Origin of the sequence: Amycolatopsis roodepoortensis, assembly GCF_024628825.1 — a bacterium.
GTDB classification, from domain to species: Bacteria; Actinomycetota; Actinomycetes; order Mycobacteriales; family Pseudonocardiaceae; genus Amycolatopsis; species Amycolatopsis roodepoortensis.
Genome location: NZ_CP102415.1, coordinates 2,705,970 through 2,729,052, shown reverse-complemented (window position 1 = coordinate 2,729,052; position 23,083 = coordinate 2,705,970). Strand labels below are relative to the sequence as shown.

Annotated in this window: 20 protein-coding genes; 11 read left to right on the top strand and 9 right to left on the bottom strand. The window is 69.1% G+C overall.

Going from position 1 to position 23,083, the window contains the following annotated elements:
* Position 1: 1 nt before the first annotated feature.
* Positions 2–1,534: a sensor histidine kinase gene (locus NQK81_RS12700; RefSeq protein ID WP_257488327.1), complete on the bottom strand. Its 1,533-nt coding sequence runs from the start codon at positions 1,532–1,534 to the stop codon at positions 2–4.
* Positions 1,535–1,801: 267 nt separating this feature from the next.
* On the bottom strand, positions 1,802–3,814 hold the full coding sequence (locus tag NQK81_RS12695; protein WP_257488326.1) for a fatty acid desaturase: 2,013 nt from the start codon (positions 3,812–3,814) through the stop codon (positions 1,802–1,804).
* 464 nt (positions 3,815–4,278) lie between these two features.
* On the opposite strand from NQK81_RS12695, the gene tig reads away from it, so the two are divergent.
* The 6 genes from tig (at position 4,279) to NQK81_RS12665 (ending at position 10,118) form a co-directional block, all read left to right on the top strand.
* Entirely contained in the window at positions 4,279–5,649 is a 1,371-nt protein-coding gene (tig, locus tag NQK81_RS12690) for a trigger factor (protein ID WP_125676316.1), read from the top strand.
* A gap of 172 nt (positions 5,650–5,821) precedes the next feature.
* Entirely contained in the window at positions 5,822–6,424 is a 603-nt protein-coding gene (locus NQK81_RS12685; protein WP_016332353.1) for a ClpP family protease, read from the top strand.
* A gap of 27 nt (positions 6,425–6,451) precedes the next feature.
* A complete protein-coding gene (locus NQK81_RS12680; RefSeq protein ID WP_005158392.1) occupies positions 6,452–7,123 on the top strand; it encodes an ATP-dependent Clp protease proteolytic subunit in 672 nt (223 codons plus the stop codon).
* Positions 7,124–7,341: 218 nt separating this feature from the next.
* The gene (clpX, locus tag NQK81_RS12675) at positions 7,342–8,637 is read left to right on the top strand and encodes an ATP-dependent Clp protease ATP-binding subunit ClpX (protein WP_257488325.1); all 1,296 of its coding nucleotides are present in this window, start codon (positions 7,342–7,344) and stop codon (positions 8,635–8,637) included.
* Positions 8,638–8,741: 104 nt separating this feature from the next.
* Positions 8,742–9,122 carry a hypothetical protein gene (locus NQK81_RS12670; RefSeq protein ID WP_257488324.1) on the top strand — a complete coding sequence of 127 codons (381 nt, stop codon included), beginning with the start codon at positions 8,742–8,744 and terminating at the stop codon, positions 9,120–9,122.
* Between the two features lie 75 nt (positions 9,123–9,197).
* Positions 9,198–10,118 (top strand): anti-sigma factor RsbA family regulatory protein, encoded by a 921-nt coding sequence (locus NQK81_RS12665; protein ID WP_257488323.1) that lies wholly within the window; start codon positions 9,198–9,200, stop codon positions 10,116–10,118.
* A 2-nt stretch (positions 10,119–10,120) separates the two neighbouring features.
* Here NQK81_RS12665 and NQK81_RS12660 read toward each other — a convergent pair whose 3' ends face one another.
* Positions 10,121–11,062, bottom strand: coding sequence for an alpha/beta hydrolase-fold protein (locus tag NQK81_RS12660; RefSeq protein WP_126729764.1), 942 nt, complete (start codon positions 11,060–11,062; stop codon positions 10,121–10,123).
* Positions 11,063–11,188: 126 nt separating this feature from the next.
* On the bottom strand, positions 11,189–11,887 hold the full coding sequence (locus tag NQK81_RS12655) for a TetR/AcrR family transcriptional regulator (RefSeq protein WP_257488322.1): 699 nt from the start codon (positions 11,885–11,887) through the stop codon (positions 11,189–11,191).
* Between the two features lie 72 nt (positions 11,888–11,959).
* Between NQK81_RS12655 and NQK81_RS12650 the strand changes: the two genes are divergently transcribed.
* A complete protein-coding gene (locus NQK81_RS12650; protein ID WP_257488321.1) occupies positions 11,960–13,393 on the top strand; it encodes a carotenoid oxygenase family protein in 1,434 nt (477 codons plus the stop codon).
* A 344-nt stretch (positions 13,394–13,737) separates the two neighbouring features.
* Here the strand turns inward: NQK81_RS12650 and fdhD are convergent, their stop codons facing one another.
* Entirely contained in the window at positions 13,738–14,571 is an 834-nt protein-coding gene (gene fdhD, locus NQK81_RS12645) for a formate dehydrogenase accessory sulfurtransferase FdhD (RefSeq protein WP_257488320.1), read from the bottom strand.
* 101 nt (positions 14,572–14,672) lie between these two features.
* Between fdhD and NQK81_RS12640 the strand changes: the two genes are divergently transcribed.
* The 4 genes from NQK81_RS12640 to NQK81_RS12625 are packed head-to-tail and all read left to right on the top strand — an operon-like array spanning position 14,673 to position 18,365.
* A complete protein-coding gene (locus NQK81_RS12640) occupies positions 14,673–16,034 on the top strand; it encodes an L-lactate MFS transporter (RefSeq protein ID WP_257488319.1) in 1,362 nt (453 codons plus the stop codon).
* Positions 16,031–16,159 (top strand): MFS transporter small subunit, encoded by a 129-nt coding sequence (locus tag NQK81_RS12635; protein ID WP_255355414.1) that lies wholly within the window; start codon positions 16,031–16,033, stop codon positions 16,157–16,159. Before NQK81_RS12640 ends, NQK81_RS12635 begins: the two co-directional genes overlap by 4 nt.
* A 13-nt stretch (positions 16,160–16,172) precedes the next feature.
* Positions 16,173–16,916, top strand: coding sequence for an SDR family NAD(P)-dependent oxidoreductase (locus NQK81_RS12630; protein WP_257488318.1), 744 nt, complete (start codon positions 16,173–16,175; stop codon positions 16,914–16,916).
* Positions 16,917–16,964: 48 nt separating this feature from the next.
* Positions 16,965–18,365: an LCP family protein gene (locus NQK81_RS12625; RefSeq protein ID WP_257488317.1), complete on the top strand. Its 1,401-nt coding sequence runs from the start codon at positions 16,965–16,967 to the stop codon at positions 18,363–18,365.
* A 3-nt stretch (positions 18,366–18,368) separates the two neighbouring features.
* Here the strand turns inward: NQK81_RS12625 and NQK81_RS12620 are convergent, their stop codons facing one another.
* The 4 genes from NQK81_RS12620 to NQK81_RS12605 all read right to left on the bottom strand — a co-directional run bounded on the left by NQK81_RS12620 (position 18,369) and on the right by NQK81_RS12605 (position 23,022).
* On the bottom strand, positions 18,369–19,253 hold the full coding sequence (locus tag NQK81_RS12620) for a hypothetical protein (RefSeq protein ID WP_257488316.1): 885 nt from the start codon (positions 19,251–19,253) through the stop codon (positions 18,369–18,371).
* A gap of 80 nt (positions 19,254–19,333) precedes the next feature.
* The gene (locus NQK81_RS12615) at positions 19,334–21,646 is read right to left on the bottom strand and encodes an FdhF/YdeP family oxidoreductase (RefSeq protein ID WP_257488315.1); all 2,313 of its coding nucleotides are present in this window, start codon (positions 21,644–21,646) and stop codon (positions 19,334–19,336) included.
* Positions 21,647–21,690: 44 nt separating this feature from the next.
* Entirely contained in the window at positions 21,691–22,014 is a 324-nt protein-coding gene (locus NQK81_RS12610) for a hypothetical protein (RefSeq protein ID WP_257488314.1), read from the bottom strand.
* 30 nt (positions 22,015–22,044) lie between these two features.
* Complete coding sequence (locus NQK81_RS12605) at positions 22,045–23,022, bottom strand: hypothetical protein (protein WP_257488313.1); 978 nt, start codon at positions 23,020–23,022, stop codon at positions 22,045–22,047.
* Positions 23,023–23,083: the final 61 nt, after the last annotated feature.

The window sequence follows — 23,083 nt, the reverse complement described above, 5'->3', positions numbered from 1 at the left end:
CTCAGCGTCGGGGGCCGACCTGGGGTGTGGTTGTGCCGAAGCTGTGCACCCGCTGTGAGGATCCGATCACCGGCAGATGGACGGCGAACTCGGTGTGTCCCGGACGGCTGTGCACCTCGATCGTGCCGTGGTGCGCCACGACGATGGCCGACGCGATCGCCATCCCGAGCCCGGTGCTGCCCGCCGTCCGGGACCGGGAGGAGTCGCCGCGAGCGAACCGCTCGAACACGCTCGGCAGGAGTTCGGGGGCGATACCGGGGCCGTCGTCGGTGACGGTGAGCACCGCGGCCCCGCCGTGCGAGCGGGTCAGCGCGGTGATCACCGTGGTGCCCGGCGGGGTATGCGTGCGCGCGTTGGACAGCAGGTTCGCCAAAACCTGATGCAGGCGCTGGACGTCACCGTGGACGAGCACGGGAACCGGTGGGAGCCGCAGTTCCCAGCGGTGCTCCGGGCCGGCGACATGCGCGTCGCCGACCGCGTCCGCGGCCAGGCGGGTCAGATCGACCTCGCCCGTTTCGAGCGGGCGGCCCGCGTCGAGTCTCGCCAGGAGCAGAAGGTCCTCGACCAGGGTCGTCATCCGCGCGGCCTCGGACTGGATCCGCGCCATCGAATGGGCGATCTCCGGCGGCGCCAGCGCGCTGCCGCGGCCCGCGAGTTCGGCGTACCCGCGGATGGCCGCGAGCGGGGTGCGGAGCTCGTGGCTCGCGTCGGCGACGAACCGGCGGACCCGGGTCTCGCTGGCGTGCCGGGCTTCGAGCGCCCGTGCGATATGCCCGAGCATGAGGTTCAGCGCCGAACCGACCTGGCCGACCTCGGTCCGCGGATCGGTGTCGATCTCGGGCACCCGCACCGAAAGCGCGACCTGGCCGCGATCGAGCCGCATCGCCGACACCCGGCCCGCGGTCGCCGCGACCCGGTCGAGCGGCCGCAGCGTGCGCCGGACCGCGAACGCGCCGAGGAACCCGGCGCCGGTGACCCCCGCCGCCGCGACCCCGAAGAGGATCCACCGGACGGTGGTCAAGGTGTCCTGCACCGGCCGGAGCGGAAGCCCGGTGACGACCACGCCGCCGGGAATCGAGACGGCCTGCACGCGGTAGTCGCCCAGCCCGCCGATCGTCAGCGTCATCGGCGGCCGGTCCGCCGGGATCGAGAACAGGCCGGACTCCTGCTCGGCCGACAGCCCTTGCGGAAGTCCTTGCACGGTGAGGACTCCCGCGTAGAGCACGCGGTCGCCGGACACGCGCACGCTCAGCGTCCCGGAGGCCTGGCCGGGCGCGTTGAGCGGATTGGGACCGAGACCGTCCTCCGGCGGCCGGCTCGCGAAGTCGTGCGCGCGGGCCGACGCGGCGGAGAGCTGGTCGTCGATCTGGCGGGTGAGGAACGACCGCAGGGCTATCTCGCCGGAGACGCCGATCACCAGGCAGACGAAGGTGAGCAGCAGCACCATCGAGCCGGTCAGCTTGGCGCGCAGGGAAAGCCGCCCGGGCCGGAACCACCGGCGCGGGCCGGTGGTCGGGACCGGACCGGGTGCCATGACCCGAGCGTGCGCCGCGGTCGTATGCGCGCGTTGTGTCCCGCCTGTGAGCCCGCTGTGTGCCTGGGCGGCGGGAGGCCTTCACTGCCTCGGGCGTGCATTCCTTGTCGCGAAAGCCACTTTCGGGACATCAGAAGTCCCGAAAGTGGCTTTCGCGACACGCCTTTGGTCGGTCGGAAGTACATGAAGGGGTCCTTCACAGCGCTAGGCGCAATGAAGGACCCCTTCATGTACTAGGGAAGGTGAAGGTCGAAGTCGCGGGACGGGTCAGCGGTCGTAGTCCACGGCCAGTTCGGGGGAGGTCGCCACCGCCCGGCAGGTCAGGATCCGCCCCGCCGCGACCTCGTCGTCCCCGAGCGCGTAGTGCACGTCCATCCGCGCGCTGCCCCGCACCACGGTCGCCCGGCAGGTGCCGCAGGCCCCGCCGACGCACGCGTACGGCGCGTCGACGCCGCGCCGGAGCGCGGCGCTGAGCACGGTTTCGCCCACCGTCGCGGGGATTTCGGCGGTCTTCCCGCCCGCGGTCACCGTCAGCGTCGAGCCCGGCCGCCGCGAGGGGCGGACGGGCAGCGCGCCCTGGAACAGTTCGAAGTGGACGTTCTCCTCGGGGACGTCGCGGTCCGCGAGCGTCCGGCGGGCCATGTCGACGAGGTCGCGCGGGCCGCACAGGAACCACTCGTCCACCTTCGCCGGGTGCAGCCGCGACTGCAGCAACGCGCGGAGACGGGTGCCGTCCAGACGGCCGCGCTGGTAGCGCTCGTGCGAGATGGCGAGCGCCTCCCCGACGATGTCGAACGGCCTCTCGAGCCGTTGCGTGCGCAGATCCGGGTCGCGTTCGTCGGTGCGGTAGTGCACCACGTGCAGCCGTCCGCCCAGCCTCGCGGCGAGGGCGGCGAGTTCGCCGGCGAACATCGTGCTGGCACCGGAGGTGTTGATGTAGAGGAGGGTCGCCTTGCTGTTCGGCTCGTCCTGCAAGGTCGCGGTGAGGATCGAGAGGATCGGCGTGATCCCGCTGCCCGCGGCGAGCGCGACGTACCGGCCGGCGCGGCTCCGCGCCGGGGTGAGCGTGAACTCCCCGTCCGGCGGCAGGACGTCCAGCGCGTCACCCGCCGCGAGTTCCGTGGTGGCGAACGTCGAGAACGCGCCGCCGAGCTGATGCTTGATCGCGATCCGCAGCACACCGGAGTCCGGCGTCGAGCAGATCGAGTAGGCGCGCCGCACCTCTTCCCCGTCGACCTCCGCGCGGATGACGAGATGCTGGCCGGGGGTGAACCGGAAGGTCTCCCGCAGCCGTTCCGGGACGTCGAACGTCACGGTGACGGCGCCCTCGCACAGCGGCCGGACCTCGGCGACCCGCAGCGAGTGGAACCGGCTCGGCTGCCGGGGCTGGGGCGCGGGCGGTTCTTCGTCGAACGAATCGGTGAGCTGACGCCATTCGCGGTACTCCGACGACGTCAGCTCGCGGCCCCACGGGGTGGCGATCGGGACGTCCCTGGCGAGGTAGGCGTCGCGGTTGTCCCGCCACGTGCGCAGGTAGCGGTAGAACGGGATCGCGGGGTGGAGGTGGTGCACCAGGTGGTAGTTCTGGCACAGCATGATCGGCGTCATCAGCCATTCGAGCCCGACGCGGACGCGCGTGGCGCCGAACCGGTTCTGCCGCTGCGCGCCGAGGTCGTGATGCGGCAGCCAGTCGAACCACCAGGCCAGCACGGCCAGCCCGACGCGCTGCGGGATCAGGTAGACCATCAGCAGTTCCCAGCCGTGGCCGCTCACCGTCAGCCAGGCGAACGCGGCGAGGCTCAGCGTGACGGCGGCCGCGGTCTCGGCCCGCTCCGACGGCGGCCGCGTGCGCTGCCGTGCCACGTAGAAGCGGGCGTACCAGAAGTCGATGGTCAGCCAGCGCAGCGGCAGTTGCCACCAGGGGCCGTGCGCGGTCCAGGCGTCGGGATCGGTGTGGGCGTCTTCGTTGGTGTTGCGGTGGTGCTCCAGATGGATGTAGCGCACCAGGGGGAAGGAGCCGTAGACCGCCACGAACGGCATCGCGAGCCTGCCGAGCAGTTCGTTGACCCAGGTGAGCTGTCCGGCCGCGTGGTGCGTCGACTCGTGCAGCACGGTGAACATGGTGAAGGTGACGAGCGCGTGCAGGGGAATGGTCACCCAGAGCGGCGCGGCATCGTTGACGACCAGCCAGGTGGCACCCGTCCAGACCATGGCGCCGCCGACGAACAGCAGCACCGTCGGCACCGAGACCACCGGCAGCGGGAGACGCGGGTTGGGCACACCGCGTCTCGGTCTTCTCTCGGACGATTCCCCCGTGTCCCCGGACCGGGTTACGGCGACGGTCATCGATCGTTCCCCTCGGTCGATGCTACCGGGACAAGCTGTCACACCGTAGACAATTAGTATTGGTTTGTAAACTTCATCCGATCGCCGAAACGCCTCGTCACGGCGCCCGATGGTGAATCGTGGCACGCATCCGTGTCCAGGAAAGGGCCGGTTCGTAACAGAGAAGAACCGAAAACTGGTCCGATCGGGTGGTCGGCCGGTGGTTGCTGCGACGTCCTTCGAAACCCGTGAGCGGCGGATGAGGACGGGGTGGTGGCGGCGGTGGTGGCCCCGGGACCGGACCGGTGAGCGACACGGCCTAGACTCGGACGGCCCGGTCTGCAAGGTGACCAGGGCACATCCGCCGTCGACGACATGCGGATGCTCAAACACATCGTTTACCGCTCGAGGAGAATACGTTGAAGAGCACCGTCGAGCAGCTCAGCCCGACGCGAGTCAAGATCAATGTCGAGGTGCCGTTCGACGAGCTCAAGCCGAACTTCGACCGCGCCTACCGCAAGATCGCCCAGCAGGTGCGCATTCCCGGCTTCCGCCCGGGCAAGGCGCCGGCTCGCGTGCTGGAAAGCCGGATCGGGCGAGCCCCGGTGCTCGACGAGGTCGTCAACGAGGTCATTCCGGCCAAGTACATGGAGGCCGTGCGCGCGGGCGAGGTCCGCACGCTGGGCCAGCCCGAGTTCGAGGTGACCAAGCTGGAGGACCGTGAGGTCCTCGAGTTCACCGCCGAAGTCGACATCCGCCCGGAGATCTCGCTGCCCGACCTCGAGGGCTTCTCGGTCAGCGTCGACGACGTCGAACTGACCGACGCCGAGGTCGACGAGCAGCTCGACGAGCTGCGCGCCCGGTTCGGCACGCTCACCGGTGTCGACCGCCCGGCCGAGAACGGCGACTTCGTCTCGATCGACCTCGCGGCCACCGTCGACGGCCAGGAGGTCGAGGAGGCCTCGACCACCGGCCTGTCCTACGAGATCGGCTCCGGCCAGCTCGTCGACGGCATCGACGAGGCGATCATCGGCGCGAACGCCGGCGAGACCAAGACCTTCACCACGAAGCTGGTCGCCGGCGAGCACACCGGCAAGGACGCCGACGTCACCGTCACCGTGCAGACCATCAAGCAGCGCGAGCTGCCCGAGGCGGACGACGAGTTCGCCCAGATGGCGAGCGAGTTCGACACGATCGACGAGCTGAAGGCCGACCTTCGCGAGCGCCTCGGCCGCGTCAAGAAGATGCAGCAGGGCGTCCAGGCCCGCGACAAGGTCCTCGAGGAACTGCTCGAGCGCACCGAGGTCGCGATCCCGGAGAAGGTCCTCGAGGCCGAGATCGAGAACCGCAAGCACGACGCGATCCACCCCTTCGACCACGACGAGGCGCAGTTCGCGAAGGCGCTCGAGGCCGAAGGCCGCACGATCGAGGAGTTCGACACCGAGGTCCGCGAGGAGTCGGAGAAGGCGGTCCGCACGCAGCTGCTGCTGGACAGCATCGCCGACGCCGAGCAGACGTCGGTCAACGACGGCGAGCTCACCGAGCGCATCATCTACCAGGCGCAGCGCTTCGGCGTCAGCCCGGACGAGTACGTCCAGCGGGCGCAGCAGTCCGGTCAGCTGACCGCGATCTACGCCGACGTCCGTCGCGGCAAGGCGCTGGCCTCGGTGGTCCGCAAGACCACCGTGACCGACGCCTCCGGCGCCACGGTCGACCTCGAAGAGCTCTTCGGCCCCGCAGCCGAGGAGACGCAGGTCACCGAGGAACCCGCGAAGACTGCGGCCGAGTAGGGAATATCCGGTCCGCTCGAAACGGACCGTAAAGCTGTAAGCGAACTTGGGCGGTGTCAGGCATTCTGCACCGCCCAAGTTCGTTAGGGTCGGTTGCAAGATCCTCAAGCATCTGGACATACGCGGCGGCGAACGTTCCACCCGCCGCCGTCGGCGAAAAGGCAGGCATGACGTGACGCAGCACACGCCCCAGGCGCGGACCGGTACCGCAGGGCTCAACCTCACCGACTCGGTCTTCGAGCGGTTGCTCCAGGAGCGCATCGTCGTCCTCGGCTCCGAGGTCAACGACGAGGTCGCCAACCGGATCACCGCCCAGTTGTTGCTGCTCGACGCAGACGACTCCGAGTCGGACATCCGCTTCTACATCAACTCGCCCGGTGGCTCGGTCACCGCGGGTTTCGCGATCTACGACACCATGCAGCTGATCCGCCCGGACGTCGCGACCTACGCGATGGGCCTCGCCGCGTCGATGGGGCAGTTCCTGCTCTCGTCCGGCACGCCCGGCAAGCGGTACGCGCTGCAGCACGCGCGCATCCTCATGCACCAGCCCTCGGCGGGTGTCGGCGGCACGGCCTCCGACATCGCCATCCAGGCCGAGGTGTTCGGCAAGTGGAAGCAGGAGCTGGCCCGGATCACCGCCGAGCAGACCGGCCAGACGGTCGAGCAGATCGTCAAGGACGGCGACCGCGACCGCTGGTTCACCGCGCAGGAGGCGAAGGACTACGGCTTCGTGGACCAGGTCCTCACTCGTGAGAACCCGCTTCCCAACAGCTGATCCGCGCCTCGCACACAGGAGAATCCAATGAGCAACTTCCAGCTTCCGAACGGGTCGCAGGCGCCCGGGATGCAGTCGCGGCTCCAGCTGCCGCAATCGCGGTACGTCCTGCCCTCGTACGTCGAGCGCACGAGCTACGGCATCAAGGAATCGAACCCGTACAACAAGCTGTACGAAGAGCGTCAGATCATGCTCGGCGTGCAGATCGACGACGCGTCGGCGAACGACGTCATGGTCCAGCTGCTGCACCTCGAGCACGAGGACCCGGACCGCGACATCATGATCCTGATCAACTCGCCCGGTGGTTCCTTCACCGCGCTGATGGCGATCTACGACACGATGCAGTACGTCCGCCCCGACATCGTCACGATGTGCATCGGCCAGGCCGCTTCGGCCGCCGCGGTGCTGCTGGCCGCGGGCACCCCCGGCAAGCGGTTCACCCTGCCGAACTCGCGCGTGCTGATCCACCAGCCCGCCACCGAGGGCACCTACGGGCAGGTCTCGGACCTGGAGATCCAGGCCAACGAGATCCAGCGGGTGCGGCGCCAGATGGAGGTCATCCTGGCGAAGCACACGAACAAGGACGCCGACGAGGTCAAGAAGGACATCGAGCGCGACAAGATCCTGACGGCCGACGAGGCCAAGGCGTACGGGATCGTCGACGAGGTGCTCGAGTACCGCAAGGCTTCGAGCAGCTGATCGTGGGAGGGGACCGGTGCGTGTCGGGAGACGACACGCACCGGATCCCTGGTCTATGGTCAGCTTCTGGCGTGCTCAGATGTGACGTTGGTTCTCCCGCCGACGGCATCGGGCGGGTACCGTCAGTGGCAGTGTGTGAGGCTCCGAGCGGTCATCCGTGACCGGGGCGGTAAGACAGTCAGGCGCGTATCGCGCCGGAGGGGACGAGGTCAACGGCCATGGCACGGATCGGTGACGGCGGCGACCTGCTGAAATGTTCTTTCTGCGGCAAGAGCCAGAAGCAGGTGAAGAAGCTCATTGCCGGCCCCGGGGTCTACATCTGCGATGAGTGCATCGATCTCTGCAACGAGATCATCGAAGAGGAACTGGCCGAGGCCGGTGAGGTCAAGCTCGACGAGCTGCCCAAACCCGCCGAGATCCACGAGTTCCTCGAGCAGTACATCATCGGCCAGGACGACGCGAAGCGATCGCTGGCCGTGGCGGTGTACAACCACTACAAGCGTGTGCAGTCCGACGACAAGGCCGGGCCGAAGGATTCCAAGGACGAGACCGTCGAGCTGGCGAAGTCCAACATCCTGATGCTCGGGCCGACGGGCTGCGGCAAGACCTACCTGGCCCAGACCCTGGCGAAGATGCTGAACGTCCCGTTCGCGATCGCGGACGCCACGGCGCTCACCGAAGCCGGGTACGTGGGCGAGGACGTCGAGAACATCCTGCTCAAGCTGATCCAGGCGGCGGACTACGACGTCAAGCGCGCCGAGACGGGCATCATCTACATCGACGAGGTCGACAAGATCGCCCGGAAGTCGGAGAACCCGTCGATCACCCGCGACGTGTCCGGCGAAGGCGTGCAGCAGGCGCTGCTGAAGATCCTCGAGGGCACCACCGCGTCGGTGCCGCCGCAGGGCGGCCGCAAGCACCCGCACCAGGAGTTCATCCAGATCGACACGACGAACGTGCTGTTCATCGTGGCCGGCGCGTTCGCCGGGCTGGAGAAGATCATCAACGAGCGGGTCGGCAAGCGCGGCCTCGGTTTCGGCGCGGAGATCCGCACCAAGGCCGAGATCGACGAGAGCGACATCTTCTCCGACACCATGCCGGAGGACCTGATCAAGTTCGGGCTGATCCCGGAGTTCATCGGCCGTCTCCCGGTCGTCGCGACGGTGACCCACCTCGACAAGGAGTCGCTGGTCAGCATCCTGACCACGCCGCGCAACGCGCTGGTGAAGCAGTACAAGAAGCTCTTCGAGATGGACAACGTCGAGCTGGAGTTCACCAAGACCGCGCTCGAGGCCATCGCCGACCAGGCCGTGCTCCGCGGCACCGGCGCCCGCGGCCTGCGCGCGATCATGGAAGAGGTCCTGCAGCCGGTCATGTACGACATCCCCAGCCGCGACGACGTCGCGAAGGTCGTCATCACCGAGCAGACCGTCCGCGAGAACGTGAACCCGACGATCGTGGCACGTCAGCCGTCACGCCGTCGCAGCAGCGAACGCGGCGAGAAGTCCGCCTAGCGAACGCACTTCTGCCATCGATGCCCCGGCCGGATCCCTCCGGCCGGGGCATCGGTTTCTCCGGCCCGGTCCGGCCGGTGACCGGACCGGGATAGGATGAGAAGGTGCCGCTGACTCCCACGAAGGACGAGAACGAGGCTCCCGAGCTGGCAGCCGCGAGTCCACGCGAGGTCAGGGGACTCGTCGAGCTCACCGAACGCATCGTCGTCGGGGCCTACCGCGGGCATCCGTGGATCCCGCGCGCGCTGACGATCGCGCTGGGCGTGCTGGTGGGCACCTGCCTGGTGGCCGGGGTCGTCCGCCTGTCGCCACTGCCGCTGATCCCGCTGCCGTTCTTCGCCGTTTCGGCGTACGCGCTCATCCGGATCAAGGGGGCGCGGAGCGCGGAGGCGAACCAGTCGCTCGTCGGCTGGACCGGGTTGTTCACCGGTGCGACGCTCGCCGGATTCTGGTTGATCTCGATGGCGGGACGCTGGCTCGGCTGATCGCCCCGCACACTTTTCCGGATTTCCCTCCGTTAGCAGGGTTTCAGAATCCCCTGGACGGGGTAAGACGAGTCCGTGACAGTCACCGCTGGGTCCTTCTCCCACGTGGGCCTGCTCTACTCCGGTGACACCGAGTACCTGGACGGTACGATTCCGTACATCCTGGAGGGGTTGAAGCACGACGAGCCCGTGGCGGTGGCCGTGCCGGGCCGGAATCTGGCCCTGATCGAAGCGGCGTTGGGGGAGTCCGCCGCCGAGGTCGAGCTCATCGACATGAGCGAAGCCGGCCGGAATCCGGGCCGCATCCTCCCCGGTGTACTGCTCGCGTTCGCGGACAACCGGCCGGGGCCGGTCCGGATCATCGGCGAGCCGATCTGGGCGGGCCGTTCGGCCGTCGAGTACCCGGCGTGCGCGCAGCACGAGGCACTGATCAACTTCGCCTTCGGCGACCGCGACCTCAGCATCCTGTGCCCGTACGACCGCACCCGGCTCGAAGACGACGTCCTCGCCGACGCGGAGCGGACCCACCCCACCCTTTCCGGCGCCGACGGGGATCGCCCGAGCCCGGGCTACGCGCCCGACGCGGTCGTCGAGAAGTACAACCTGCCGCTGCCCGAACCGCGGTCGGCCGACGCGTTCCGCTTCGACCTCGGCACGCTCGCCGCCGTGCGCCGGTTCGCGCAGGTCCGGGCCGAAGAGAGCGGGCTCGCCAGGGAACGGGTGGAGGATCTCGTGCTCGCCGTGGCGGAACTGTCCGCCAACAGCGTGCTGCACGGTTCCGGGCACGGTGTCGTGCGGGTCTGGCGCGAAGAGGGCCACGTGCTCTGCGAGGTCGTCGACGAAGGCACCTTGAGTGATCCGCTGGCGGGCCGCCGTCCCGCATCGCCGGGACAGCTGGGCGGACGCGGCCTGGTACTGGTGAACCAGGTCGCCGATCTGGTCCGGCAGTACCTCAGACCGGGTTCGACCGTGACCAGGATCTACTTCCGCGTCTGAGCTCAGGCGTGCTTCGGGACGTGCTTGCCGAGGAACGCGATCAGGCTCGGCACGACCGTGCGGTTGAACGTGTCGCCGTGCTTGCCGCGCGCGGTGTGCGCGACCGTTGGCCGCGCTTCGGAGATGAACTTCCGCACGCCGCCGATGAACGGGTCTTCGGTCCCGCACCAGATACCGGTCGGCACGCTCTTGGTGACATGGATGTGGCGCAACGGATCCAGCGAACCCCAGTCGGCGGCGTCGCGGAACGCGCGCCGTTTGCTCATCTCGGCCCACGACGTGATCAGCGCGGGCGCGAGCGCCGCGACCGCGGCGGGCGGACGACGGCGTTCCAGACGGCGCCGGGTGTACAGCAGCGCGCCGAAGCCGCCCATCGAAAGCCCCGTGGCGGCGAACGGCTGCCCGTCCCGGCCGCCGAGGCCGCGGGCGGCCAGCCAGCGGGGGACCTCTTCGAGCAGCATCGCCATCGGGTTGTCCCCGGGCTGGTTCTCGTGCCAGTAGTGGTCACCGCCGTCGACGGCGACGAACCCGAACGGCGGCACCGCCTTGCGGGCGACCTCGCTGCCGAGCTGCTTGAGCAGCCCGGTGGGGGCCGCGTGGCGCGCGGTGCCGTGGAGGCCGTGCAGCATCAGCGACATCGGCAGGCCCTTGGGCGGGGCCTTGGTCGGCAGCATGAGCACGAGATCGACCTCGCGGCCGCGGGCTTCGGAGTAGACGCGTTCGACGCGGGGGCTGCCCAGCTGCGTGGCAGGCGTCGGCGACGCGACACCGAGCGCCCGCTGGAGCGCTTCGCTGAACGGCAGGGCTCCGGTGGCCGTTCCGGCGGCGAGCCCGGCGACTCCGAGACCGGAGGCGCCCGCGATCAGCACGGACCGACGGCTCAGCCACCGGCGGGCGCCGTCCACCCCCGGCAGCGTCGTGTGCCCCTGGTCGTCCTCGTTCACCGATCCCCGTTCCCGCTCCCCATTCCCCCGCGGTTTCTTTCCGGCCGAGGGTTTCCACCAGGTCAGACGCGCGTTTCCGCTCGAAGGTTGCACGATTCACCGACCTGTGACCGGGGTATCGCCGGATCAGGTGCCGATGTTTCCCTCTTTCGCGCGCCACGCCTCGATCGAGACCCGCGCGGACCGCGTCGCCGCCTCGTAAGTGTCGCCGAGACCCACGCCGATCGCGGTGGCCAGGGGAATCAGGATGTGGTCCACACCATTCTCGCCGTCGCCGAAATGCCCGGCGACCTCCAGCGTGATGTAGCCGTGCACGGCGCTCCAGAGCTGGGCGGCGACCTCGAATTCGGGGGTGGGGCGGAACCGTCCTGCGTCGATCACCCGTTTCGCGGCGCGGACGAGATAGCCGAAGGCCTCGATGCCCTCTTCGCTGGCGTTCTGGCGGGTCTCCTCCTTGGTCATGTCGCCCAGCGCCGCCTTCTGCCCACTGGGCTGGCTCTGGCCGAAGGTCACCGCGTAGAGCTGCGGGTTGTCCACCACGGTCCGCCGGTAGGCCAGCGCCAGGGCGAGGATGTCGGCGACCGGGTCGTCGGTCTCCTCGACTTCGCCCAGATTCGCCGACAGCCGCCGGAAGCCTTCGCGCGCGACCTCGTTCACCAAGGCGCCCATCCCGCCGAAGTGGGTGTACACGGCCATGGTCGACGCACCGATCTCGGCCGCCAGCTTGCGGGCCTGGAGCGCCTCCGGGCCGCCGTCCGAGAGCAGCCGGATCGCCGCCTCGATCAGCTTGGCCTTGACCTCGGCGGCGGAGGGTTTCGATGCCATGCTTGCCAGTATCCCATAACCCTGTTATAAATGAATGCATAACATCGTTATTCCGCCGGTAGGGGGCCAGTGATGGGCAACAAGTTCCTCGAGGGCAACTTCGCCCCGGTCAGCCGTGAGCACACGATCACCGAACTGAGCGTCACCGGGCACATCCCGGAGTACCTGGACGGCCGCTACCTCCGGAACGGGCCGAACCCGCTGTCCGAAGTGGACCCGGCGACCTACCACTGGTTCATGGGCGACGGCATGGTGCACGGCGTCCGGCTGCGGGACGGCCGCGCCGAGTGGTACCGCAACCGCTGGGTGCGCAACCCGCGGCTGTCCGCGGAGCTGGGCGAACGCTGGGAAGGCGGGGTGGCCGCCGGCCTGGGTGCCAACACGAACGTGATCGGCCACGCGGGCAAAACGCTCGCGCTGATCGAGGGCGGCGCCACCAGCTTCGAGCTGACCGACGAACTCGACACCCTCGGCGCCTGCGACTTCGACGGCACCCTTCCCGGCGGCTACACCGCCCACCCGAAGCGCGATCCGGAGACCGGCGAGCTGCACGCCGTGTCGTACTTCTTCGGCTCGGGCAACAAGGTCCAGTACTCGGTGATCGACGTCAATGGCCGGGCGCGCCGCACGGTCGACGTCGAGGTCGCCGGTTCGCCGATGATGCACGACTTCTCCCTGACCGAGAAGCACGTCGTGTTCTACGACCTCCCGGTCGCCTTCGACAGCGACCAGGCCGTCGCGGCCTCCGTCCCGTCGGTCCTGCGCACGCCCGCGCGGCTCGTGATGTCCGCGCTGGTGGGCAAGGTGAAGGTGCCGGATCCCTTCGGGGCGAAGCTGCGTCAGCGGATCTCGGGCAACGCGGGCCTGCCGTACCGCTGGAACCCGAAGTACCCGGCGCGGATCGGGGTCATGCCGCGCGACGGCGGCAACGGCGACGTCCGCTGGTTCGAGATCGAGCCGTGCTACGTCTTCCACCCGATGAACGCCTACGACGACGGCGACGACATCGTGCTGGACGTCGTCCGGCACCCGAAGATGTTCGACACCGAACTGCTCGGGCCCGCCGAGGGACCGCCGGCCCTGGACCGCTGGACGATCGACCTGAGTGCCGGCAAGGTCGTCGAGGAACGCCTCGACGACCAGGGGCAGGAGTTCCCGCGCGTCGACGAGCGTCTGGTGGGGCGGCGGCACCGCTTCGGCTACTCGGTGTCCACAAAGGACGGCTCGGCGTCCTCGGGGTCACTGCTCAAACACGACCTGTGGAACCGTTCGGTCTCTTCGCGGGAATTCGGCGCGGGCAGCCAGGTGGGGGAATTCGTCTTCGTGCCGTCCTCTGTGGACGCGGGGGAGGACGAAGGTGTGCTGATGGGCTTCGTCTACGACGCCGCGACGCAGAAGAGCGATCTGACCATTTTGGACGCGGGGACGCTGGAGACCGTCGGGGCCGTGCACCTGCCGGACCGGGTGCCGAACGGCTTCCACGGCAACTGGGTGGCCGCCGAGTAGAGGGCTCTCGTGAGTGGCGACGACGGTTCTAGCCAGGTTGTGGAGGTGGTGTCGCGAAAGCCACTTTCGGGACATCAGACGTCGCGAAAGTGGCTTTCGCGACACGGTCGCCGGCGCGGCGCCGGACCGGGCCACGGCCGACGTTGCGAAAGCCACTTTCGCAACCTTCAACGTTGCGAAAGTGGCTTTCGCAACTCCTCGGCCAAGCCCAGCACTCAGCAGGACACGAAACCCCGGCACCGAGTGGGCCGGGTCTCGTTTGGATGACACGACCACGGCCGCGAGTCGTCCGTCCGATCACGCGTGTCGTCCGTACGAACACACGGCTGGTCCCAAAGCGTCCTTCAGCCCCCGAGGCCGAGCACCCGCTGTTCCCCGCTGTAGAGGTTCATGCTGTCGCCGCGCAGGAAACCGATGAGGGTCATGCCGTTCTCGTCGGCCAGTTCCGCGGCCAGCGACGACGGCGCGGAGACCGCCGCCAGCAGGCCGATCCCGGCCATGGCGGCCTTCTGCACCAGCTCGAACGAGGCGCGGCCGGACACCAGCAGCCCGACGTCCGCCGCGGGGATCCTGCCCTCTTGTAGCGCCCAGCCGAGCACCTTGTCGACGGCGTTGTGCCTGCCGACGTCCTCGCGGACGACGGCGAGGTTCCCGTCACCGTCGAACAGGGCGGCCGCGTGCAGCCCGCCCGTGCTGGAGAACACCTTCTGGTGCGCGCGAAGCGTGTCCGGCAGCTTCGAAAGCACGTCGGTGCTCACCGCGAACTCGGACTTCTCCGGCGAAAACCGGCTTTTCAGCTTCACCGCGTCGAGCGCGGCCTTCCCGCAGACGCCGCACGAGGACGTGGTGTAGAAGTTCCGCTCGACACCGGTCTCCGGCGGGGCCACCCCTTCGGCCAGCGCGATGTCGAGGACGTTGTAGGTGTTGCGGCCCTGGTCGTCGACGCCGTCGCAGTACCGCGCGACCGCGACGTCCTCACGCGAGGTGAGCACACCCTCCGACAGCAGGAACCCGTGCGCCAGCTCGACGTCGTTGCCGGGTGTCCGCATGGTGACCGCGAGTGCCTTGCCGCCGACACGGATCTCCAGCGGTTCTTCGGCCGCGAGCACGTCGGGCCGCCGCACGTCCTTGGTCGCGGAGATCTTCCGCACCGGACGCCGCACTGTCACCCTGCCCACTTGTCCACCCTTCTGACCGGTAATTCGACACTCGGATACTGCAACGTCGGGAATTAAGTAATACATTCCCAGTGCACATCCTCAGAGTACGGAGGCGCCGGATGGCTGTCGGCTTCCTGGACCGTTCCCGCATCGTCGCATCGCCGGGCTGGAGCCGCTGGCTGGTGCCGCCCGCCGCGCTCGCCGTCCACCTGTCGATCGGGCAGGCGTACGCGTGGAGCGTCTTCAAACCGCCGCTGGAGAAGACCCTCGGGCTCAGCGGCACGGAGAGCGCGCTGCCGTTCCAGCTCGGCATCGTGATGCTCGGGCTGTCGGCGGCGTTCGGCGGGACGCTGGTCGAACGCAACGGGCCGCGCTGGGCGATGTTCGTCTCGATGGTCTGTTTCAGCTCGGGTTTCCTGCTGTCCGCGCTCGGCGTGGCGACGTCGCAGTACTGGCTTGTCGTCCTCGGCTGGGGCGGGATCGGCGGCATCGGGCTCGGGATCGGCTACATCTCGCCGGTGTCGACGCTGATCAAATGGTTCCCGGACCGGCCGGGGATGGCCACCGGGATCGCCATCATGGGCTTCGGCGGCGGTGCGCTGATCGCCTCCCCGTGGTCCTCGCAGATGCTGGGCGCGGCACCGTGGTCCATCGGGACCGTCGCGACGGCCTTCCTCGTGCACGGCCTGGTCTACGCGGTCTTCATGACCCTCGGCATCCTGCTGGTCCGCGTTCCCGCCGACGGCTGGAAGCCGGCGGGCTGGGAACCCAAGACCGACCACGGCAACGCGATGATCACCACCGCGAACGTGTCGGCGCGCAACGCCATCAGGACGCCGCAGTTCTGGCTGCTCTGGGTGGTCCTGTGCTTCAACGTGACCGCGGGCATCGGCATCCTGGAGAAGGCGTCGCCGATGATCGCGGACTTCTTCCGCGAGACCTCGACCCCGGTCGGCACCGCCGCCGCGGCCGGGTTCGTCGCGTTGCTCTCGCTGACCAACATGCTCGGCCGGTTCGTCTGGTCGTCCACTTCGGACCTGGTGGGGCGCAAGAACATCTACCGGCTGTACCTCGGCGTCGGCGCCCTGCTGTACCTGGTGATCGCGCTGACCACCAACGCCTCGAAGCTCGTGTTCGTCCTGTGCGCCATGCTGATCCTGTCGTTCTACGGCGGCGGTTTCGCGACCGTGCCGGCGTATTTGAAGGACCTCTTCGGCACCTACCAGGTGGGCGCTATCCACGGCAGGCTGCTGACCGCGTGGTCGATGGCCGGTGTGCTCGGGCCGCTCATCGTCAACGCCATCGCCGACAGCCAGAAGGCGGCGGGCAAGGTCGGCCCCGACCTCTACTCGACGTCGCTGATCATCATGATCGGCCTGCTGGTGGTCGGCTTCGTCGCCAACGAACTGGTGCGTCCCGTCAATCCGAAGTACCACGAGCCGGCGCCGTCCGGTGAGCCCGCGAGGAGTGAGGCCCGATGACCGAACAGGCTCCCGAACGCCGCCGCACCGGGCTGATGGTCTTCGCGTGGCTGTGGGTCGCGCTCCCGTTCGCCTACGGTGTCTACGAACTGTTCCGCAAGGTGGTCCAGCTTTTCGGCGGCTGAGTAAGGTCGGCTCGTGGGAGTTCTGGTCACCGGGGCGTCGCGCGGCATCGGCCGTGCGATCGCCCGCGCCTTCGCGGAAAAGGGCGACCGTGTCGCCGTCCACTACGCCTCGAAGCGGGAGGACGCCGAGCGGACCCTCGGCGAACTGCCCGGTTCCGGGCACGGCCTGGTCCAGGGCGACCTCTCGGATCCCGAGGTGGCGCGGCGGGTCGCCGACGAGGCCGAGGCGCTGGTGGGCGGGGTCGACGTCCTGGTGAACAACGCCGCCTTCGCGCCGTCCGCGTCGTCGGCCCATCCCGTCGCCGAAGTGTCCTATGAGGACTGGCAGCGGGCCTGGCGGCGGATGCTCGACGTCAACGTGCTCGGCACCGCGAACGTGACCTACTGCGTGGCCCGGCACATGATCGAGCGCGGCGCGCCCGGCCGCGTGGTCAACATCGGCTCGCGGGGCGCCTTCAAGGGCGAGCCCGAGTTCCCCGCGTACGGCGCGAGCAAGGCCGCGGTGCACTCGCTCGGGCAATCGCTCTCGGTCGCCCTTGGCCCGCACGGGATCGCCGTGACCACCGTCGCACCCGGCTTCACCGCCACGGACCGGGTCGCGGCGAAGGTCGAAGGCGCGCGCGGCGAGAGCCCGTTCGGCCGGGTCGGCACGCCGGAGGAGGTCGCGGCCGCGGTGCTCTACCTCGCTTCCGCCGACGCCGCGTGGGCATCCGGCGCGATCCTCGACCTGAACGGCGCCTCGTATCTGCGGATGTGAACTGGATCACGAATGCAGCGTTGAAGGCTTTCCGCGCGTCTATGGAACGTGCACAAGCTGGGGAAGGTCCTGGTCGCCGCGCTGGCGGTGGCGGTGTTCGGCGGGACCGCGTACGGATACACGACGCTGGAGTCGCTCGAAGGCGTCACGCGTGAAGACGTGATCGAGGCGCCGGACCCGGGAGAGCAGCCCGCCGACGGCTCGCTGGACATCCTCCTGGTCGGCCGCGACGCGCGGACCGACAACCAGGACCGGCCGCTTCCGCCGGAGATTCTGCGCGAGCTGCGTGCCGGGGCGAACGGCGACGACCTGACCGACACGCTCATCGTGCTCCGCATCCCCAACGGGCAGCAGGCCGTGAAGGCGTTCTCGATCCCGCGGGACTCATGGGTCGCGCAGCCGGGCTCGAAGGACAAGAGCAAGATCAACGAGATCTTCGGCCGGACCAAGTTCGCCTCGGCGAACGAGCAGCGCGCGGCGGGCAAGACCGACAAGGCCGAGATCAACAAGCAGGCGATCACCGCCGCGCGGAAGGCGACCCTGAAGGCGGTCGAGGAGCTCAGCGGCGTCAAGATCGATCACTTCGCCGAGGTCAACCTGCTGAGCTTCTACGAGATCAGCAAGGCCGTCGGCGGGGTCGAGGTCTGCCTGAACAAGGCCACCAAGGACCGCGATTCGGGCGCGGACTTCCCGGCCGGGCGGCAGACGATCCAGGGGGCCGACGCGCTCGCCTTCGTCCGCCAGCGCAAGAACCTGCCCCGCAGCGACCTCGACCGCGTCCGCCGTCAGCAGGTGTTCCTCGCGGGGCTGGCGCAGAAGGTGCTGTCCGGCGGGACCCTCGCCAACCCGGCGCGCGTGTCCGACCTGATCGACGCGGTGAAGCGTTCGGTGGTGCTCGACGGTTCGTGGGACCTGCTCGACTTCGTCCGGCAGATGCGCGGGGTGTCCGGCGGCGGTATCGCGTTCGAGACGATCCCGGTGGTCAACCCCGACTACCGCTACGACCCCCGGCATCCGACCTGGACCGCCGTGCAGGTGGATCCCGTCCAGGTGCGCGCCTTCGCCGCTTCGCTGATCGGCGCGCAGCCCGCGACCCCGCAGGCTCCGGCCGGCCCCAAGGTCGACGTCGTCAACGCGAGCGGCAAGGACGGTCTCGCCGCCCGCGTCTCGGATCTCTTGGCGGAGAAGGGTTACGGCAAGGGCGACACGAAGGCCGAGGCCGGGCGGCGGACGTCGGTCGTCCGGTACAGCGACGCGGCCGGACCCGCGGCGGAGATCGCGAAGCTGCTCGGCGGACTGGACGTCCAGAAAGCAGATTCGGTCGCCGCGGGCCAGGTCGAGGTCGTTCTCGGTCAGGTCTACAAAGGACCGGGCGTGTCCGCGGGCGGGGGAGCGCCCGCCCAGGGCGATCAGCCGATCACCCCGGACACCGCGGGCTGCATCGACTGATGCTCAGCCCGGCGGGACCTTGCCGTTCTTGGCCACCGGAAGGCCGAGCTGGGTCGGCTCGGTGATGACGACCTCCTCACTGGGAAGCCGCGCCAGCACCGGGTTCAGGTGGGTCAGTTTCAGCGTGACCGGCCCGACGACGCTGGGCGCGGTGCCGACGTCCGCCTTCGCCAGATCCAGCCACTGGACGGTGCCGAGCACCTCCGGCGGGATCTCGTCACCGCGTTTGGCCACCGGGACGCACAACTGCCGCGCGTTGCCGACCTTGACGTCCGTCTTCGGCCGGCCGGCCAGTACCGGGTTGAGATGGCCCAGAGTCAGCGGGAACGGGATGGTGGGGATACCGAGGACGCGCAGGGCGTAGCACTCGAGGTCGATGTGCCGCACGAACGACAGGATCTCCGGCGGCGGCAGCGTCCCGTTCTTCGCGACGGGGACGCACAACTGCTCCGGCGACAACATCGTGACGTGTGCGTCCTGGATGCCGAGCTTCTGTACGACGGGGTTCAGCTGGCTCAGCGTCAGCGGGAAGTCGGCCGCGCGGCCTTCGATCCGGTAGCAGGACAGATCCACCCAGCGGACGTAGTCGAGGATTCCCGGCGGCGGGATCGCGCCGTTCTTCGCGACCGGTACGCAAAGCTGCTGGCGTTCGCCCAGCTTGACCGTCTCCGACGGCAATTTCGCGAGGACGGGGTTGAGGTGCGTGAGGGTGAGCTCCACCGGCGGCGGTTTGTAGCCCTCGGTCCGGTAACAGGACAGGTCGAGCTGGGAGACGAAGGGCAGCGGCGGCGGTGCGCCCGGAGCGGCGGTGGCCGCGCCGGGCAGTACCGCGACGAGCAGGAGCGAGGCCAGGGCGGCGAAGCAACGCAGAGCCGATCTTCGTGACATGGCAAGGCCTTTCCGCGAAGTGGGTCGGTCACTTCACGGTGGACCCGGCCCGTCCCGCCCGACACCGCCGACCGGGCGGCCTAAGGTGCGGTCACCGGCTCCAACCGCACCACGATCGCCTTCGACACCGGCGTGTTCGACTTGTCGGCCACCGAATCCAGCGGCACCAACGCGTTCGCCTCGGGGAAATACGCCGCAGCGCAGCCCTTCGCCGTCGGATAGGAGACCACGCGGAACCGCGGGGCCCGGCGGTCGCCGTCCCGCCATTCCGAGACCAGGTCGACCATCGCGCCGTCGGTGAGCCCGAGCGAAACCAGGTCCTCGGGGTTCACCAGCACCACGCGCCGCGCGTCCTCGATCCCGCGGTAACGGTCGGAAAGACCGTAGATGGTGGTGTTGTACTGGTCGTGGCTGCGCATCGTCTGCAGCAGCAGCCTGCCTTCGGGCACCTCGGGATACTCGAGCTCGGAGACGGTGAAGTTCGCCTTGCCGTTGGCGGTCCCGTTGAACTGCCGCGAATCACGCGGCGCGTGCGGCAGGACGAACCCGTCCGGCTCGCGCACCCGGGCGTTGTAGTCGTGGCAGCCAGGGACGACGCGGGCGATCCGGTCGCGGATGAGGTCGTAGTCGGCGTGGAAGTCCCGCCACGGCACGGCGTGCCCGGCGCCGAGCAGGGCCTCCGCGAGATGGCAGATGATGGCGACCTCGGACAGCAGGTGCTCACTGGCAGGCGCCAGCCTGCCGCGCGAGGTGTGCACCTGCGACATCGAGTCCTCGACGGTGACGAACTGCTCGCCGCCCGCCTGGACGTCGCGTTCCGTGCGGCCGAGGGTGGGCAGGATCAGCGCGGTCTTGCCGGGGACGACGTGGGAGCGGTTGAGCTTCGTCGACACGTGCGCGGTCAGCGAACAGGACTTGAGCGCCTTCTCGGTCAGCTCCGTGTCCGGGGTGGCGGAAGCGAAGTTGCCGCCGACGGCGAAGAAGACCTTGCCCTCGCCGTCCCGCATCGCGCGGATCGCGGCGACGGTGTCGTGCCCGTGGTCGCGCGGGACCTTGATGCCGAACTCGGCGTCGAGACTGTCCATAAAGGACTCCGGCATCTTCTCCCAGATGCCCATCGTCCGGTCGCCCTGGACGTTGGAATGCCCGCGCACCGGGCACAGGCCCGCGCCCGGTTCGCCGATCATGCCGCGCACCAGCGCCAGGTTCGCGATCTCGGAGATCGTCTGCACGGCGTGCTTGTGCTGGGTCAGGCCCATCGCCCAGCAGTAGATGGTCCGCTTCGACGTCGCGATCATCCGCGCGAGCCGCTCGATCTGCTCTCGCGGCAGGCCGGTCGCGGCGCCGACCTCGGTCCAGTCGATCTCGCGCAGATGCTTCGCGTAGTCCTCGAACCCCTCGGTGGACGACTCGACGAACGCGCGGTCGACGATCGTGCCGGGAGTCTCCTGCTCCCATTTCAGCAGCAGATGACCGATCGCCTGGAACAGCGCGAGGTCGCCGCCGAGCCGGATCTGCGCGAACTCGTCGGCCAGCGGGGTGCCCTTGCCGACCACACCGCGGACGTTCTGCGGGTTCTTGAACCGCATCAGACCGGCTTCGGGCAGCGGGTTGACCGCCATGATCTTCGCGCCGTTGCCCTTGGCCTCCTCCAGCGCGGACAGCATCCGCGGGTGGTTGGTGCCCGGGTTCTGGCCGACCACCACGATCAGATCCGCCTTGTGGATGTCGGCGAGCGACACCGACCCCTTGCCGATGCCGGTCGTGGCCGCGAGCGCAGCGCCGGAGGACTCGTGGCACATGTTGGAGCAGTCGGGAAGGTTGTTGGTGCCGAAGGAGCGCACGAGCAGCTGGTAGAGGAACGCGGCCTCGTTGCTGGTGCGGCCGGAGGTGTAGAAGATCGCCTCGTTCGGGTCACTCAGTGCCCGCAGTTCGTCCGCGACCAGCGTGAACGCGTCGTCCCAGGAGATCGGCTCGTAGTGCGAAGCCCCTTCGCGCAGCACGAACGGCTCGGTGATGCGGCCCTGCTGGCCGAGCCAGTAGTCCGTCTTGTCCGCCAGCTCGTGGATGGAGTGCGCGGCGAAGAACTCGCGGCCGACGCGACGCTTCGTCGCCTCCTCGGCGACGGCCTTCGCGCCGTTCTCGCAGAACTCCGCGAGCTTGCGGTGCTCACCGTCGACCTCGCGCGGCTCCGGCCAGGCGCACCCGGGGCAGTCGAAGCCGTCGCGCTGGTTCAGCAGGCGCAGCGTCTTCACCGTGCGCGCGGCGCCCATCTGTTCCATGCCGCGCATCAGGGAGACGGCGACCCCGGGGATCCCGGCCGCCCAGCTCTTCGGTTTCCCGACTTCGAGCTGTGTCTCGTCAACGTCGTTCGCGGGTGCTTCGCGGGTCATGACCCCATCGTGCGCCTTGCCGCTCCGGCGCGCGACCGAGGGGGTCAGGCGTCGGTGACGATCCGGGCGATCTGCTTTTCGTCGAGCGGGAACCAGGGCGTCTCGTTGACGCCGCGTTCCTGCACCGCGTTCACCGTCACCGCGGCCACGACCAGCACGATCAGGGCGACGATCGCGGCGACGCCGGGCCAGCGGCTCGACCCCGGCGCGTGGTAGCCGCCACCGGAGGCCGCCGCCCTGCGCTGCCTGCGGCGCTTCTTCTTGAGCTCCTTCTTCGCGCCGAGCCAGGCATCCAGTTCGGCGTGCTTCTGCCAGTTCGGGTCGACCAGGTCCGGGTGGGTCTCGATCCGCCGGTCCTCTTCGTCCATCTCTGTCCTCTTCCCCAGGGTTTCGGCCGGCTAACCGCAGTTGCCTGTCGACGGCAGGGGTTTCGTCGGGTCGTAGGTGTCCACTTCGTCGACCGCGAGCGCTCCGTCGACGGGTTTGCTCTTGTCAGAGTACTGGGGCGCGAGGATGCCGGCCTTGAGCGCGTCACACGCCATGCGCGAGTGGTAGCCCGCTCCTTCGCCGAAGCTGAGCCCGGCGTCGGCCTCGGCGAACGGCGGCGCCTTGCGGATCACGTAGTCCTGTTCGTCGCGGACGAACGGGACGATGTCCGACGGCGACCGGGCCTCGCCCGGATGCGCGTCGAAGGCGTACGCGGTCGTGTAACTCGCGTGAACGACCAGTTCGCCCTTTTCGCCGGCTTTCGATGTCAGGAAGCCGGTCATGCGCGGGCTCACCTGGAGCAGGCGGTGCGGGCCGATGAGAGTCAGGTACTTGCCTTTTTCGACCTTGAGCCGGCTGGTGAGCACCGGTTCGAGCCGGACGCGTTCGTTCGGGGTGAGCAGGCGGAGCAGTTCCGAGCCGTCCGCGTTCTGCAGTGCCCGGGAACCCAGCCTGGCCGCAGCGATGGCCTCCGTCACGGTCCGGTACGCCGCGTCGACCTCCTCGGCGGTGAAGCCGCCGACGGCATTCCCCGGCGGCACGACGATCCCCGCGATGCCTTCGCGCCAGTACGCGGCGGGGGTGCGGTCGTAAGGCCGGTTCAGGTCGACACCGCCGGACACCGGCGCGGCCTTCGGTGGCTGCCCGAAGCCGGGGACGTCGTTGACGCCGCGTCCCTGTACCCGGTGCACGACGACCGCCGCGACCACGAGCGCGATCAGCGCCAGGACGAGGACGGGACCGCCGGACACCCGGAAACCGCGGCGCGACGCCTGCTTCCGCCGCTTCTTGAGGTCTTTCTTCGCGCCGAGCCAGGCGTCCACTTCCGCGTGCTCGCGCCAGTCCGGATCCATCAGATCCGGATGCGTCTCCAACCGCCGGTCTTCCAAGAGCCCGCCCCTCCCCAGTGCGTCACGACAACCCCTCATCGCCTGGGAACGCCGGGCGTTA

Bases quoted from the DNA above. Each gene is read 5' to 3' on its own strand.
- NQK81_RS12700 (WP_257488327.1), bottom strand. From the start codon at position 1,534: ATGGCACCCGGTCCGGTCCCGACCACCGGCCCGCGCCGGTGGTTCCGG.
- NQK81_RS12680 (WP_005158392.1), top strand. From the start codon at position 6,452: ATGAGCAACTTCCAGCTTCCGAACGGGTCGCAGGCGCCCGGGATGCAG.
- clpX (WP_257488325.1), top strand. From the start codon at position 7,342: ATGGCACGGATCGGTGACGGCGGCGACCTGCTGAAATGTTCTTTCTGC.
- NQK81_RS12655 (WP_257488322.1), bottom strand. From the start codon at position 11,887: ATGGCATCGAAACCCTCCGCCGCCGAGGTCAAGGCCAAGCTGATCGAG.
- NQK81_RS12650 (WP_257488321.1), top strand. From the start codon at position 11,960: ATGGGCAACAAGTTCCTCGAGGGCAACTTCGCCCCGGTCAGCCGTGAG.
- NQK81_RS12640 (WP_257488319.1), top strand. From the start codon at position 14,673: ATGGCTGTCGGCTTCCTGGACCGTTCCCGCATCGTCGCATCGCCGGGC.
- NQK81_RS12635 (WP_255355414.1), top strand. From the start codon at position 16,031: ATGACCGAACAGGCTCCCGAACGCCGCCGCACCGGGCTGATGGTCTTC.
- NQK81_RS12620 (WP_257488316.1), bottom strand. From the start codon at position 19,253: ATGTCACGAAGATCGGCTCTGCGTTGCTTCGCCGCCCTGGCCTCGCTC.
- NQK81_RS12615 (WP_257488315.1), bottom strand. From the start codon at position 21,646: ATGACCCGCGAAGCACCCGCGAACGACGTTGACGAGACACAGCTCGAA.
- NQK81_RS12610 (WP_257488314.1), bottom strand. From the start codon at position 22,014: ATGGACGAAGAGGACCGGCGGATCGAGACCCACCCGGACCTGGTCGAC.